We start from the raw sequence: 14,760 nt of genomic DNA on the forward strand, positions 1-14,760 counted from the left end.
ACCGTGGCGGTCACCGACGACGCGATCGAGCGCATCAAGGGGATGATCCTGGGCGGCGAGCTGCGCCCCGGTGACCGCCTGCCGCGGGAGGCCGAACTGTCCGCGGCGCTGGGGTTGTCGCGCAACTCCCTGCGCGAGGCCGTGCGCGCCCTGGCGCTCATCAACGTCCTCGACGTGCGCCAGGGCGACGGCACCTACGTGTCCAGCCTGGAACCGGGCGTGATGCTCGACGCCATGACGTTCGTCGTCGACGTCCAGCACGACGACTCGCTGCTGGAGTTCATCGAGGTCCGTCGTCTGCTGGAACCCCCCGCGACGTCGATGGCGACGTTGCGCATGAGCGACGAGGAGATCGCGGGACTGTCCGACCTGCTCGACGAGCTCGGCCCCGACCCCAGCGTCGAGGACCTCGTCGCCAACGACCAGGAGTTCCACCGCCGGATCGCCCTCGGCGCGGGGAACTCCGTCCTCGCCTCCCTCATCGAGACCCTGTCGGGCCCGCTGCACCGGGCGCGCGTGTGGCGCGGGCTGACCCAGGAGGCCGCGACGACGCGGACCCTGGACGAGCACCGCGCCATCCAGCAGGCCATGGCCTCCCGCCAGCACGACGTGGCCCGCGCCTGGGCGCAGGTCCACGTCGCGGGCGTGGAGCAGTGGTTGCGGTCGGTCAGTGCAACCCGTCGTGCCGCGGCGGCACCGGACGCTCCCGCAGGGTGATCCGGACCGTCGCCCCCGGCTCGGCCAGTCCGGCCGGCAGGTCCACCTCGAGGGCGTCCGCCGTCCGGCGCGAGGCCACCGGGCCGTCCGCGCCCAGGACGCGCAGGTCGTCGAACTCGTCCAGCAGGCCGGCCGCGCTCCCCCACGAGCGGACGCGCAGCGTCCCGGAGGTGACGGCCCCGAGGGCGGTGGCGTAGAGGTGCGTGCCGGTCGGGTCCTCGCGGACCGTGAACCGGACGTCCTCCCCCGTGTACTCGCGCGCCGTGGCGTCGACGAACGAGCCGGCGGCCAGCTGGGTCGGCCCCTCGCCCGCCAGGACCCACGGGTGCGTCCCGAAGACCGCCTCGCCGTGCACGTCCAGCCAGCGGCCGATGCCGTGCAGGAGCTCGACCTCCTCCGGGGCCAGCGTCCCGTCGGCCTTCGGCCCCACGTTGAGCAGCAGGACGCCGTTCTTGGCGACGACGTCGACGAGTTCGGCGACGAGTTCGGGCACGCTCTTGTAGTCCTGGCCCGGCACCCAGCTCCAGGAGGTCCGGCCCACCGACGTGTCGTTCTGCCACACCCGCGGGTGGATGCCCTGCAGCGCACCGCGCTCGACGTCGTAGACGGCGCTGCCGTCGGCGAAAGCCTTCCACTTGTAGTTGATGACGACCTCGCGGCCCCAGCGGGCGGCCGCGTTGTAGTAGTACGCGGCGAACAGCCTCAGGTACGGCTCGAAGGCGGGGGTCTCGATCCACCAGTCGAACCAGACGACCTGCGGGCGGTGGCGGTCGACGAGCTCGACCGTGCGCAGCAGCCAGTCCTCGAGGAACTGCTCGTTGGGCGCCACCTCCTCGCGCAGCGCGGGCCCGTAGAAGTCGGCGAACTCCGGGTCGTTGACGTCGGAGTCGAACTGCGTCCCGCCGTTCATGAACCACCAGTGCTCGGCCCGGTGCGAGGACGCACCCAGGACCATGCCGCGCGCCCGGACAGCCTCCCCGAGCTCGCCCACGACGTCGCGCCGCGGCCCGCGCTCGGCGGCGTTCCACGACGACCTGTCGGTCGCGTACATCGCGAACCCGTCGTGGTGCTCGGCGACCGGCACGACGAACTGCGCACCCGCCCGGTGGAACACCGCCGCCCACGCCGCGGGGTCGAACTCAGGGGCGGTGAACCGCTCGACGAAGTCCTTGTACCCGAACTCCGTGTGCGGCCCGTACGTGGCGACGTGGTGCTCGAACTCCTTCGTGCCCTGCTGGTACATCGTCCGGGCGTACCACTCGTTGCCGAAGGCGGGGACGGAGTAGACGCCCCAGTGGATGAACACGCCGAACTTGGCGTCGCCGTACCACCGCGGGGACGTGTAGCGCTGCAGGGACTCCCACGTCGGCTCGTACGGACCGGACGACGCGACCTCACGCACGCGGGCCAGTTCGGCGTCGTCCGCACCGACCGGACGGGGGCTCACGCCCGGCCTCCGCGCACGGCGGGGTCCACCGCGAGGTCGACGACGACGGGGCCGGGGACGGCCGGCGCCGGGACGTCGACGACGACCCGGTCCCCGTCGGCGCGCGCGGCCACCGGCGTCCCGTCGGGCAGGCGGGCCGATCCGGGATCGGCCCCGGGCAGGTCGAGCGCGACCTCCCCCGCGGCGTCGACGACGGCGTGCACCACGTCACCGGTGCGGGTGAACCGCACCCAGGGCGCGTCCGAGGGGGTCGCCCCCTCGACGGTGGTGGTCCCGTGGACCGCGGAGGCGTTGACCGCCATCCAGTCGGCGATCCCCTCCAGGCACCGCCGCTGCAGCTCGGGGATCCTCCCGGCCTCGTCGGGGCCCACGTTGAGCAGGAAGTTGCCGCCGCGCGAGACGACGTCGAGCAGGTGCCGGACCGCGCCCGGTCCGTCGAGGTACTGGTCGGCGCCCTCGACCTGGTTGTAGCCGAAGGACAACCCGACCCCGCGGCAGTTCTCCCAGGCGCCCGTGCTCTCGGACTCCTTGCCCGCCTGGTACTCGCTGGTGCGGAAGTCCCAGTGGGTCAGGCCCCACCGGTCGTTGACGACCCCGTCGGGCACCGCGGCGTAGTAGCGCTCGAGGATGCGCGCGAAGGACGTCGGGCCGTCGGGTTTGCCCGCGTCGGGCCACTCGATGTCGCCCCAGAGGACGTCGGGGCGGTACCGGTCGACGAGGTCGACGACGTGGGCGAACGCGTAGGCGTTGTAGGCCTCGTCGACGGGGCGGTTGTCCGCCAGGGGCTCACCCGTGTGCGGGCCGTGGTCGGCGACGTGCCAGTCCAGCCCGCCGGAGTAGTAGGTCCCGAACCGCAGCCCGGCGCGGCGGGTCGCGCCGGCGAGTTCGGCGACGAGGTCGCGCTTCGGCCCACGGTGCACGGTGTTGCGGGTCCCCGTGCCCGGCGCGTCCCACAGCGCGATGCCGTCGTGGTGCTTGGTGGTCGGGACCACGTACCCCGCGCCCGCACGGGCGAACAGCGCCACGAGGTCGTCGGGGTCGAACGCCGAGGCCGTCCACTGGTCGAGGAAGTCGTCGTAGGGAGCGCCGCCGTGGACGGTGCGGTGGTGCTCCTGCGCGGGGCTGCCGTCGATGCGGATGGTGTTGGCGTACCACTCGGCGTAGGGGTTGTGCTTCATCCACTCGAGCGGCTCGACGGTGCCGAGCTCACCGGTGGGTTCGGCCCAGGCCGGCACGGAGTAGGCGCCCCAGTGGATGAAGATCCCGAACTTCACGTCGCGGTACCACTGGGGCACCTCGCGCTCGAACTTCCGGTAGAGCTCCGGACGCACCGGTGCGTCGGTGAACATGGCCACGCTGGTTCCTCCTGGTCGTGCGGGGGGCTGCGGGGGCGTGCGGGGTCAGGGGCGGGTCACAGGCGGTACGTGCGCACGGCGTTCCCGGCCAGGACGGCGGACCGTTCGTCCTCGGAGAGCCCGTCGAGGAGGGAGCGCGTGCGGGCCACCACCGCCGGGTAGTCGAGAGCGAGCGTGCTCACGGGCCAGTCCGTCCCGAAGACGAGGCGGTCCGGTCCGAAGACGGTGAACAGGTGGTCCACGGCGGGTGCGAGCAGTTCCTGGTGGTCCAGGGTGAACAACCCCGACAGCTTGCACACGACGTTCTCCCGGCGCGCCAGCTCGGTGGTGCCGGCGCGCCACGCCGCGTACCCGTCCGTGCCCACCGGGGGCTTCGCGCCGTGGTCGAGCACGAAGGAGCCGTCCGGGACGGCGTCGAGGAGGGCCGCCACGGCCGGCAGCTGGTCGAACCGCACGAGCAGGTCCACGACCAGACCGTGCGCGGACCGGACCGCGGCGACGACGTCGGGGCGGCGCAACCAGTCGGGGTCGGGTTCGTCCTCGACCTGGTGCCGGACACCGCGCAAGAACTCCGCGTGCGCGAGCCCCTCGAGCTGAGCGGGGACGTCGCGGGTGTGGTCGACCCAGCCCACCACCCCGGCGATCAACCCGTCCGAGGCGGCCGCCACGGCGCAGAACTCCGCGGTCTCGGCGGCCGAGGACACGGTCTGGACCAGCACCGTGCGGTCCACGCCGGCCAGGGCCGTCTCGCGCCGCAGGTCGTCGGTGGTGAACGGCGCCGCGAGGGCGGGCGGCATCCACGGGTACTCCCGTCGCGACGGGTCCCAGAGGTGGTGGTGCGCGTCGACGATCACGCCGCTCCCTCCCCCGGCACGACGAGCCCGGCGGGCAGGAGGTCCTCGCGCCGCAACGCCTCCCACACCTGGAGCGGCACCTCCTCCGCGAAGAGGGCCGCGTTGTGCTGCACCTCCTCCGGGGACCGCATGCCCAGCACGACGGAGGCGACGGCCGGGTGCGCTCCGGCGGCGTGGACGGCCAGGGCGGGCAGTGTCGTCCCGTGCTCCCGGGCGATCGCGGCGGTGCGACGGGCCCGGCCCAGCAGTGCCGGTGGCGCCTGCTCGTACCGGTACGTCGCGTCCTGCGGGGGTTCGGCGGAGGCCAGCAGACCCGAGGCGAAGACTCCCCCGAGGACGACGGCCGTGCCCGCGCGCTGCGCCGCCGGGAACAGCCCGTCGGCGGCCGAGGCGTCGAGCAGGTGGTACCGGCCGGCGACGAGGACGACGTCGAGGTCGAACTCCTCGACGACCGCCGTCAGCGGGGCGGTCTCGTTCATCCCCGCTCCCACGGCCCGCACGAGCCCCTCCTCGCGCATCCGCAGCAGTTCGGGGAACGCCCCGGCCCGCGCGTCGTCGAGGTGGTCGTCGGGGTCGTGGACGAGGGCGACGTCGACGCGGTCCAGTCCCAGCCGTCCCAGGCTCTCCTCGACCGAGCGGCGCACCCCGGCGGCGGAGAAGTCCCAGACCCGCACGCGGGTGTCCGGGACGTCGAAGCCCTCGGTGTCGCGGCCCGCGCCGGGTCCGGGGACCAGGAGCCGACCGACCTTCGTCTGGAGGAGGAACTCCTCGCGCGGGCGGTCCCGCAGGGCGGCACCGACGCGTTCCTCGCTGAGACCGGCGCCGTAGTGCGGAGCGGTGTCGACGTAGCGGACCCCCGCGTCCCAGCAGGCGTCGACGGTCGCGCGCGCCGTCTCGTCGGAGACGGCGGTGAAGAGGTTCCCGAGGGTGGCGGCCCCGAGACCCCAGCGGGGCAGGTCGATCACGTGGTTCCCCCCGCCGGCGGCCGGGCGGGCACCCGCAGCGCGTGCATCCCGCCGTCGACGGCCAGGACGGCCCCCGTCGTGGCCCCGGACCGGGGATCGGCGAGGTGGACGATCGCGTGCGCCACCTCCTCGGGCGTCACGAGGCGTCCGGTGGGCTGGCGGGCCTGCAGTGCAGCACGTTCGGCCGCGGGGTCGGCGCTGGCGTCGAGCAGGCGCTGCACCCACGGGGTGTCGGCCGTGCCGGGGTTCACGCAGTTGACGCGGATGCCGTCGGCGAGGTGGTCGGCGGCCATCGCCAGCGTCAGGGCCTGCACGGCGCCCTTGGTCGCCGAGTACAGCGCCCGCTGCGGCAGGCCGGTCCAGGCGGCGATCGAGCACGTGTTGACGACGGCCGCGGTCCCCCTCTCCGCCGCCGCACGGCGCAGGTGCGGAAGGGCCGCGCGCGTCGTGCGGACGAGCCCGACGACGTTGACGTCGTAGACCCGGTGCCAGGTGTCGTCGTCGTTGGCCGCGACGTCCCCGACGGCGCCCACGCCCGCGTTGTTCACGAGGACGTCGAGCCCGCCGAGGTGGTCGACCGCGGAGGTGACGGCGGCGCGGACGGAGGCGTCGTCGGACAGGTCGGCCCGGACGGTGCGGTGCTCGGCGGAGTCGTCCCGGTCCAGGACGACGACGCGCGCGCCCTCGGCGGTGAACCGGGCCGCCGTGGCCGCACCGATGCCCGAGGCACCGCCGGTGACGAGGACGGCCAGCCCGGCCAGCGGTTCCGACGTCACGCGGGGACCTCCCGCGTGTGCAGGTGGACGGGGTCCTCCGTGGGGACGGGGCGCCACTCGGCCCCGTCCGGGAAGGCGTAGTGCGCCAGCGTCTCCGGTCGCACCTGCGCGCTGAACCCGGGGGTCGTCGGGGCACGGTAGGCGCCCTGCGTGACGACGACGGGGTCGGTGAAGTGCTCGTGCAGGTGGTCGACGAACTCGATGACCCGGTCCTGCGTCGTGCCGGCGACGGCGACCAGGTCGAACATCGACAGGTGCTGCACCAGTTCGCACAGGCCGACACCGCCCGCGTGCGGGCAGACGGGGACGCCGAACTTCGCGGCCAGCAGCAGGATCGCGACGTTCTCGTTGACGCCGCCGACGCGGGCGGCGTCGATCTGCAGGACGTCGAGCGACCCCGCCTGCAGCAGCTGCTTGAAGACGATGCGGTTCTGGACGTGCTCCCCCGTGGCGACCTTGACCGGGCTCACCCCGCGCCGGATCGCCGCGTGCCCCAGGACGTCGTCGGGGCTCGTGGGTTCCTCGATCCACCAGGGGTCGTACGGCGCGAGCCGATTGACCCAGTCGATCGCCACGCCGACGTCCCAGCGCTGGTTGGCGTCGACCGCGATGCGGACCTCGGGCCCGACGGCCTCGCGGGCGAGGCGGAGGCGGCGCACGTCGTCCTCGACGTCCGCCCCGACCTTGAGCTTGATCTGGGAGAACCCCTCCGCGACCGCCTCGTGGGCCAGCCGGACGAGCTTCTCGTCGGAGTACCCCAGCCAGCCGGGGGTCGTGGTGTAAGCGGGGAACCCGCGCTCCAGCAGTTCCGCGCGGCGGGCGGCCCGGCCCGGTTCGGCGCGGCGCAGGAGCTCCAGCGCCTCCTCGCGGGTCAGGGCGTCGGTGAGGTAGCGGAAGTCGACGAGGTCGACGAGCTCCTCGGGGGTCATGCGGGACAGCAGGTCCCACAACGGCAGCCCGGCGCGCTTGGCCTTCAGGTCCCACAGGGCGTTGACGACGGCGGAGATCGCCATGTGCATGACGCCCTTCTCCGGTCCCAGCCAGCGCAGCTGGGAGTCGTCGACGAAGGACTTCGACGTGGCGCCCATGTCGGCGAGGACGGCCTCGACGTCGCGGCCGAGGAGGTGCCCGGCGAGGGCGTCGATGGCGGCCACCTGCACGTCGTTGCCGCGGCCGATGGTGAACGCGAACCCGTGCCCCTCGAGGCCGTCGGGGTCGTCGGTGCCGACGACGAGGTAGGCCGCGGAGTAGTCCGGGTCGGGGTTCATGGCGTCGGACCCGTCGAGGTCGCGGGAGGTCGGGAACCGCACGTCGTGGGTCGTGAACCCGGTGAACCTGCTCATCACGCCGCACCCATCCGCTGGCGCATCCGCCCCAGCCCCTCGATCTCGCACTCGACGACCTGCCCGGCCCGCAGGTAGGGCTTGGGGTCCGGCTGCCCCAGGGCGACGCCCGCCGGCGTCCCGGTGTTGATGACGTCGCCGGCCTCGAGCACCATGAAGCGGCTGAGGTAGTGCACGAGCTCCCCGACGCCGAACACCATGTCGGCCGTCGTGCCGTCCTGGCGCAGCTCCCCGTCGACCCAGCAGCGCAGCGCCAGGGACGTCGGGTCGGGCACCTCCTCGGCGGTGACGAACCACGGGCCGAGGGGGTTGAAGGTCTCGCAGTTCTTGCCCTTGTCCCAGGTGCCGCCGCGCTCGGTCTGGAACTCGCGCTCGGAGACGTCGTGGGAGACGACGTAGCCGGCGACGGCGGCCAGCCCCTCCTGCGCGGACTCCAGGTACCGCACCCGCCGTCCCAGGACGACACCCAGCTCGACCTCGTAGTCGGTCTTCTCCGAGCCCCGCGGGACGAGGACCTCGTCGAACGGCCCGACGACGGTCGAGGGCATCTTGAGGAACAGCACCGGCTCACCCGGCACCTGCGCTCCGGTCTCGGCGGCGTGGTCGCGGTAGTTCAGCCCGATGCACACCACGATGCCGGGACGGGGCAGCGGGCTGCCGACGCGCTCGCCCTCCACGTCCACCGTCGGGGCGTCGGCCAGGGCCGCCCGGGCGCGCTCGAGGTCCTCGAAGCTCCAGGCCGTCGCCGGGTCGAGGACACCCGACAGGTCGGCGTGCGTGCCGTCCTCGCGCAGGGCCACGGGTCGTTCGGCGCCGGGCCGGCCGATGCGCATCAGTCTCACGGTCTTCTCCTGGTGGGTCGGTGGTTCAGCGGCCGCCGAGGCCGGACAGGGCGATGCCCCGCACGAGGTACTTCTGCAGCACCAGCACGAGCAGGACGGTCGGCGCCATGGAGATCGTCGCAGCCGCCATGAGCAGTTGCCACTCCTGGCCGTTCTGGCCGAGGAACAGGTTCAGCCCCAGCGGAACCGTCGTCGTCGACGTGTCGTTGGTGATGATGAGGGGCCACAGGAAGCTGTTCCAGTACGTGATGAAGGTGAACACCGCCAGGACGGCGAACGCGGGGGCCGCGATGGGCGCGATGACGCGGGTGAGGATGCGCCAGTGCCCCGCCCCGTCGATCTTGGCCGCCTCCTCCAGCTCCGTGGGGATCGTCAGGAAGAACTGCCGCAGCAGGAAGGTCCCGAACGCCGTGAAGGCCCACGGCAGGATGAGCGCCTGGAAGGTGTTCACCCAGCCGAGGTTCTTCATGATGAGGAACATCGGCACGACGACGACCTCCTGCGGCACCATCAGGGTGCCGAGGTACAGCAGGAAGACCGCCTCACGGAAGCGGAACCGCAGCCGGGCGAAGGCGTACGCCGACATCGCCGAGGTGACGAGGGTGATGAGCGTCCCGGCCACCGCGACGAGGAGCGTGTTGAGCATGAACCGCCCGAAGGGCAGGTAGTCGGCGGCCTGGGTGTAGTTGGAGAACAGCAGCTGGTCGCCCAGCAGCTTCGGCGGCGTGGAGAAGACCTCCCCGCCCGACTTCAGCGAGCTCGCCACCATCCACACCAGCGGCATGGCGAACCCGAGGCCGACGAGGGTCAGCAGCACCTGCGAGACGGTGCGGCGCAGGCGGTGCCGGCCGTGCGGCCCGACGGGGGCGGCCGGTCGGCGCACGAGCGTGGGGCTCGGCGCGCGAGTGTCACTGGTCATAGTGGACCCACCGCTTCTGGCCGATGAACTGCACGGCCGTGATGATCATGATGAAGACGAAGAGGACCCAGGCGATGGCCGAGGCGAAGCCGAGGCGGAAGAACTGGAACCCGCTCTGGTACAGGTACATGACGAGCGTGGTCGTGCTGTTGCCCGGTCCGCCGCCGGTGAGGACGTAGGACTGCGTGAACACCTGGAAGGAGGAGATGAGCGTCAGCACCGTGGCGAAGAAGATGCTCGGCGACAGCAGCGGGAGCACCACGTTGAAGAACCGGCGGAAGGCGCCCGCCCCGTCGATCTCGGCCGCCTCGACGAGGTGCTGCGGCACCGCGTCGAGGGCGGCGGAGAAGACCAGCAGGTTGTAGCCGAAGCCCTGCCACACCGACAGCAGGACGACGGCCGGCATGGCCCAGGCCGAGGAACCCAGGAAGTTCGGTGCCCCGACGCCGAACCAGGACTTCATCGCCGAGTCGACGAGCCCGTTCGGCGTCAGGAGCAGCGTGAACACGACGGCGTTGCCGACCATGGGCGTCACGGCCGGGATGAAGAACAGCACCCGGTAGTACCGCCGCCCCTTGATGCGCGGGGAGATCCAGACGGCCAGCCCCATCGAGACGACGATGTTGACCGGGACGTACAGCACGACGAACAGCAGGGTGTTGACGATGGCCGTGCGGAACGTGTCGTCGGTCGTGAACAGCTCGACGTAGTTCCCGAACCCCGTGAAGGTGGGGGTCCCCAGGACGGGCCAGTCGAAGAAGCTCATGACGAGCGAGGCGATGACGGGGAAGAGCGTGAAGGCGAGGAACCCCAGGGCCCCCGGGGTGAGGAACCCCAGGGCCACCTTCCCGTCCCCGCGCCGGACCTCCTCCTTGGTGCCCCGTCGCTTCGTCCCCGGCGGGACGACCGGCGCTGCCGCTACGGCCACGACCGACCTCCTACTTCTCGCCCTGGGCCTGGACCCGCTGGATCAGGTCGTCGACCGTGCTGTCGCCGTTGAACGCGGTGACGGCGTACCGGGAGTACGTGTCGTTGACCTGCGTCCAGTTCGCCGTCGTCTTGTAGGGGACGGAGTTCTGGATCGAGTAGTCCATGACGGTCTTCGCGTCCCCGAGGTCGTTCCCGTCGTACCAGGACTGCTGCTCCGAGACGCGGGCCGGGAACGCCCGGCCCTGCTGGCCGAGGTACTTCTCCGCGTCCACGCCGGTGAGGACGGCGACGGCCTTGGCCGCGCGGTCGGGGTCCTTGGCGGACGTCGAGACGCCGAACCCGGACCCGGCGGTCCACGTCTTGGACCCCTTCATCCCGGTCGGGACGGGGGCGATGCCGACCTCGAACTTGGCCGTGGCCTTGGCGTTGATGAGGCTCCACGGCCCGTCGAGCGTCATCGCGGCGTTGCCCGCCTGGAACTGGTTCGTGGCGGCCGAGGAGGTGTTCCCGCTGGGCAGCGGCGCGGCGACCTTCTCCTTGGTGATGAGGTCGGCGTACCACTGCAGGGTGGAACGCCAGGCGTCGTTGTCCACGTCGAGCTTGCCGGAGTCGTCGACCGCGGCGACGTCGTAGTCGGACAGGACGAACGGCAGGGCGCCGTCGATCGTGTTGTTGGCGAAGAACCCGTACTTCCCGCCCGTCGTGAGCTTGCGGGCGGCCGCCGTGAAGTCGTCCTTGGTCCACCCCTCGGCCGGCAGGGCCAGACCCGCCTCCTGGAACGCCGTCTTGTTGTAGAAGATGACGAAGGGCCCGAAGTCGTAGGGCAGGGCGAGCAGCTTCCCGTCGACCTTCAGGCCGTCGAAGATGCTCGACTCGAAGGTGTCCGAGGCGATGCCGAGGGACTCGAGCTTGTCGTCGAGGGGGACGAACAGCTCCGCGAACTGCGGGGCGCGCAGCGACTGCATGCTCAGCACGTCCGCGGAGGCACCGCTCGCGGCCTGGGAGGTGAGCTTGGTCCAGTAGTCGTTCCACGACGCGGTCTGGAACGTCACCTTGGTGCTGGAGTCGGCGGTCGTGACCATCTGGGCCACGTGCTTCCAGGCGTCGACCTCCTGGGTCGAGCCGGACCACATGAACCAGGTGAGGTCGCCGTCGGACCCGGAGGACCCCTGGGACCCGCCGCCGCAGGCGGCGAGCGCGGCCAGGGCGCCCGCTCCCCCGGCGTAGGACAGCAGGGAGCGGCGGGACAGGGCGGCGGCCTGGTGGGGCGCGGGCGTGCGGGGGTGGGACATGGGGAGTGCCTCCATGACGTCGATGTCACCGCGGCGACGCCGAACGGCTCACCACGCGAAGCACCGAGCAGACCTCGGATGTCTGAAGGGTGTACCCCGCTCCAGGGCCTGTCAAGAACCCTCGATGCCGTGTTCCTCGGAGCTGGACATCCGATGACTAGACACCGTGCGGAGACCGACGGACCGCGCGAGGTCGTACCCGGCGGTCGCGGCCTTCAGGCCCCAGCGCTCGCCGGGGCGGTAGTCGGCGGCCGGTACGAGCCGGGCGGCGAGGTCCGGACGCAGGCGCGCGAGGTAGCGGCGGGCGCGCAGCGCGTGCACCGGCGAGGACGCCAGGGCCACGTGCCGGGCACCCTCGAGGTCGCCCAGCGTGCGGACGACGTTCTCCCACGTGGTCGTGGCCGTCTCCTCCGTCCGCAGCCGTGCGGGGTCGACGCCGAGGACGTCGCGGGCGTGGGCCGCCATGACGGCCGCCTCGCTCGGGGCGCCGGGCCGTGCGTAGCCGGAGAACACCAGGACCGGCCGGCCCGGGGTGCGGACGGCGATCTCGGTGCGCCAGCGCTGCATCCCGCTGACCGTGCCGTCCGGCCGGGGCGGGCAGCCGAGGACCACGACGACGTCGGGGGCGACCGCGCGCCGGCCTCCCGGGAACCCGCGCCGGGCCGCGAGGGCGTGGACGGCCTCGACCGACGCCCACCCGAGGACGGCCGCGCCGAGGAGGGCAGCGCCCGCTCGGGGGTCCAGGGGCGTCCGCACCGCCCCACCCTGTCCCGCCGCCCTCCCCGCAGCAACAGCGACGGCGACGGGGTAGCGCTACCGCGCGACACTCCGGAGCGCCACCGGCCTCCCCTGGACCCCGGCGGACGGGGCCCGCGTGCCAAGCTGGACCGGCCCCGCACACCCCGAGAAGGCCGGTCATGAACCTCGAGCAGTCGGACAAACTCGCGAACGTCCTCTACGACGTCCGCGGCCCCGCCCTGCGACGCGCGCAGCAGCTCGAGGAGGCCGGTCACCGCATCCTCAAGCTGAACATCGGCAACCCGGCCCCGTTCGGTTTCGAGGCCCCCGACGAACTGCTCCAGGACATGGTCGCGAACCTGCCGGTCGCGCAGGGGTACAGCGACAGCAAGGGCATCCCCTCGGCGCGCCGGGCCGTCGTGCAGTCCAGCCAGCTCAAGGGCGTCCGCGACGTCGGCGTCGGCGACGTCTACATGGGCAACGGCGTCAGCGAACTCATCGTCATGGCCATGCAGGCCCTGCTCAACGACGGCGACGAGGTGCTCGTCCCGGCGCCGGACTACCCGCTGTGGACGGCGGCCGTGAGCCTGGCCGGCGGCCGCGCGGTGCACTACCTCTGCGACGAGTCGCAGGACTGGGAACCGGACCTGGAGCACCTGCGGGCCCAGGTCTCCCCGCGCACCAAGGCGATGGTCGTCATCAACCCGAACAACCCCACGGGCGCCGTGTACGGCACCCGCGTCCTGGAGGGCATGCTGCAGGTCGCGCGCGAGCACGGGCTGCTCGTCCTGTCCGACGAGATCTACGACAAGATCCTCTACGACGACGCCGTCCACGTCTCCACGGCCTCCCTCGCGCCGGACCTGCTGTGCATCACCTTCAACGGGTTGTCCAAGGCCTACCGCGTGGCGGGTTTCCGGTCGGGGTGGATGTACCTGTCCGGCCCGAAGGCGCACGCGTCGGGTTTCGTCGAGGGGCTCGACCTGCTCGCCAACATGCGCCTGTGCGCCAACGTGCCCGCCCAGCACGTCGTGCAGGCCGCGCTGTCGGGGCACCAGTCCATCAACGACCTCGTCCTGCCCGGCGGCCGGCTCGCCGAGCAGTCGCACCGGACGTGGGAACTGCTCAACGCCATCCCCGGCGTCAGCTGCGTGAAACCCCGCGGCGCCCTCTACTGCTTCCCGCGCCTGGACCCCGAGGTGCACGCGGTGCAGGACGACTACCAGCTCATCGTCGACCTGCTGGAGGACCAGCACGTCCTCGTCGTGCAGGGCACGGGGTTCAACTGGCCGACGCCGGACCACTTCCGCATCGTGACCCTCCCCCGCGTCGAGGACCTCGAGAACGCCGTCGGGCGCATCGGGACGTTCCTGGGCGCCCGCCGCGGCTGACGGTTCCCGGGCCCCGGGTCACGCGGGCCGTGCCGACAGTTCCGGCACGGCCCGTCGTGAGACGAGGACGACGAGGAGGGCGACGGTCGTGAGCCCCGCGCACACCGCGAAGACGCCCCCGTAGCCGAGGTGCGTCGAGGAGCCGACGGCGATGACCGGCCCGGCGATGACCTGGCCGACCTTGCGGACGTTCCCGAACACCCCGACGGCCAGACCGGGGCGCGGGATGATCCGCTGGAACATCGTCAACCCCACACCGGCGCTGATCGCGAAGAACCACGCGTTGAGGGCCTGCAGCGCCAGCAACGACACCGGCCCGACGGCGACGAACACGACACCCAGGTAGTAGGCGGTGCCGGCCAGGCACCCCGACAGCACCAGCGGCAGGTCGCCGAAGCGTGCGGTCAGCCGGCCCAGGAGCAGCAACGCGGGGATCTCGAGCCCCGCCGAGACGCCGAGGACGATCCCGGCCCACACGACGTCGAGCCCCAGGCGCTGCGTCACGAACAGGCTCATGACGCTGACGGCGGCGCTGTTGGCCGCGGCCACGGCGACGAAGGCCACGGCGACGAGGGCGGTCCCCCGCCACGGGACCCCCGGTCCGGCGGGGGCCTCCGGCGCGCCGACCGCCACGCCCCGGCGCAGCTGCAGCGTCGTGACCACGTTGAGCGCGGCGATCACGACGACGGCCGCCAGCAACCAGTGCACCCCGTACCCCAGGAGGACCGTGGCCAGGGGCGGCCCGGCGATCCAGGCGGCCGAGAACACGGCCCGGGTCCGCACGACCTGCTCGGCCCCGGCCCCCGCGTTCTTGAGGTGGGCGAACAGGAGGGAGGACCCCACGCCCGCAGGACCACCCAGGACGACCAGCGCGACGACGGCCGGCGGCAGCGCGGTCACGAGCGCCAGCACCACCGCGAGCGCCGCGGTCAGCACCCCGCTGGCCACCATGGGCAGGACGTACTCCCCCCGCCGGTCCGCCCAGACGGGGACGACGAGCGAGGCGACGAACCCGCTGGCGTTGTAGAGGGCCAGGACGACGCCGACCTCGGTGGGGGTGGCGTCGAACAGGCCGACGAGGAGGAAGGCCAGGGCGGGGTTGAGGAAGGACAGCTGCAGACCCCACCACAGGGCGGCGGAGGGGACGAGCAACCGGCGGAACGGGGGGCGGGGCACGGTCCCACCCTCTCC

14 protein-coding genes are annotated in these 14,760 nt (G+C 72.5%); 2 read left to right on the top strand and 12 right to left on the bottom strand.

From position 1 onward, the window contains the following. Nucleotides 1-3: 3 nt before the first annotated feature. Nucleotides 4-717 carry a FadR/GntR family transcriptional regulator gene (locus AB1207_RS13740; RefSeq protein ID WP_367638948.1) on the top strand — a complete coding sequence of 238 codons (714 nt, stop codon included), beginning with the start codon at nucleotides 4-6 and terminating at the stop codon, nucleotides 715-717. Here the strand turns inward: AB1207_RS13740 and AB1207_RS13745 are convergent. From AB1207_RS13745 to AB1207_RS13795, 11 genes are all read right to left on the bottom strand, one after another. Then, nucleotides 668-2,164 (bottom strand): alpha-L-fucosidase, encoded by a 1,497-nt coding sequence (locus AB1207_RS13745; RefSeq protein ID WP_367638949.1) that lies wholly within the window; start codon nucleotides 2,162-2,164, stop codon nucleotides 668-670. The two genes, AB1207_RS13740 and AB1207_RS13745, sit on opposite strands and share 50 nt — an antisense overlap. Further along, complete coding sequence (locus tag AB1207_RS13750; RefSeq protein WP_437178940.1) at nucleotides 2,161-3,519, bottom strand: alpha-L-fucosidase; 1,359 nt, start codon at nucleotides 3,517-3,519, stop codon at nucleotides 2,161-2,163. The genes AB1207_RS13745 and AB1207_RS13750 overlap by 4 nt, the downstream gene beginning before the upstream one ends. A gap of 56 nt (nucleotides 3,520-3,575) precedes the next feature. Next, complete coding sequence (locus AB1207_RS13755) at nucleotides 3,576-4,373, bottom strand: amidohydrolase family protein (protein WP_367638950.1); 798 nt, start codon at nucleotides 4,371-4,373, stop codon at nucleotides 3,576-3,578. Further along, entirely contained in the window at nucleotides 4,370-5,338 is a 969-nt protein-coding gene (locus AB1207_RS13760) for an aldo/keto reductase (RefSeq protein WP_367638951.1), read from the bottom strand. Before AB1207_RS13760 ends, AB1207_RS13755 begins: the two co-directional genes overlap by 4 nt. Next, the gene (locus AB1207_RS13765; RefSeq protein ID WP_367638952.1) at nucleotides 5,335-6,114 is read right to left on the bottom strand and encodes an SDR family NAD(P)-dependent oxidoreductase; all 780 of its coding nucleotides are present in this window, start codon (nucleotides 6,112-6,114) and stop codon (nucleotides 5,335-5,337) included. The genes AB1207_RS13760 and AB1207_RS13765 overlap by 4 nt, the downstream gene beginning before the upstream one ends. Beyond that, on the bottom strand, nucleotides 6,111-7,457 hold the full coding sequence (locus tag AB1207_RS13770) for an L-fuconate dehydratase (protein ID WP_367638953.1): 1,347 nt from the start codon (nucleotides 7,455-7,457) through the stop codon (nucleotides 6,111-6,113). The genes AB1207_RS13765 and AB1207_RS13770 overlap by 4 nt, the downstream gene beginning before the upstream one ends. After that, on the bottom strand, nucleotides 7,457-8,299 hold the full coding sequence (locus AB1207_RS13775; protein WP_367638954.1) for a fumarylacetoacetate hydrolase family protein: 843 nt from the start codon (nucleotides 8,297-8,299) through the stop codon (nucleotides 7,457-7,459). The genes AB1207_RS13770 and AB1207_RS13775 overlap by 1 nt, the downstream gene beginning before the upstream one ends. Nucleotides 8,300-8,324: 25 nt before the next feature. Further along, complete coding sequence (locus tag AB1207_RS13780; protein WP_367638955.1) at nucleotides 8,325-9,218, bottom strand: carbohydrate ABC transporter permease; 894 nt, start codon at nucleotides 9,216-9,218, stop codon at nucleotides 8,325-8,327. Next, a complete protein-coding gene (locus AB1207_RS13785) occupies nucleotides 9,208-10,146 on the bottom strand; it encodes a carbohydrate ABC transporter permease (protein WP_367638956.1) in 939 nt (312 codons plus the stop codon). Before AB1207_RS13785 ends, AB1207_RS13780 begins: the two co-directional genes overlap by 11 nt. A gap of 10 nt (nucleotides 10,147-10,156) precedes the next feature. Beyond that, nucleotides 10,157-11,440, bottom strand: a complete 1,284-nt coding sequence (locus AB1207_RS13790; RefSeq protein WP_367638957.1) for an ABC transporter substrate-binding protein — start codon at nucleotides 11,438-11,440, stop codon at nucleotides 10,157-10,159. Nucleotides 11,441-11,551: 111 nt separating this feature from the next. Next, nucleotides 11,552-12,196: an ElyC/SanA/YdcF family protein gene (locus tag AB1207_RS13795; RefSeq protein WP_367638958.1), complete on the bottom strand. Its 645-nt coding sequence runs from the start codon at nucleotides 12,194-12,196 to the stop codon at nucleotides 11,552-11,554. A gap of 161 nt (nucleotides 12,197-12,357) precedes the next feature. On the opposite strand from AB1207_RS13795, the gene AB1207_RS13800 reads away from it, so the two are divergent. Further along, nucleotides 12,358-13,569 (top strand): pyridoxal phosphate-dependent aminotransferase, encoded by a 1,212-nt coding sequence (locus tag AB1207_RS13800; protein ID WP_367638960.1) that lies wholly within the window; start codon nucleotides 12,358-12,360, stop codon nucleotides 13,567-13,569. Between the two features lie 18 nt (nucleotides 13,570-13,587). Here AB1207_RS13800 and AB1207_RS13805 read toward each other — a convergent pair whose 3' ends face one another. Continuing rightward, nucleotides 13,588-14,745 (bottom strand): MFS transporter, encoded by a 1,158-nt coding sequence (locus tag AB1207_RS13805; protein ID WP_367638961.1) that lies wholly within the window; start codon nucleotides 14,743-14,745, stop codon nucleotides 13,588-13,590. Nucleotides 14,746-14,760: the final 15 nt, after the last annotated feature.

This window comes from Kineococcus endophyticus, from assembly GCF_040796495.1.
Lineage (GTDB): Bacteria > Actinomycetota > Actinomycetes > Actinomycetales > Kineococcaceae > Kineococcus > Kineococcus endophyticus.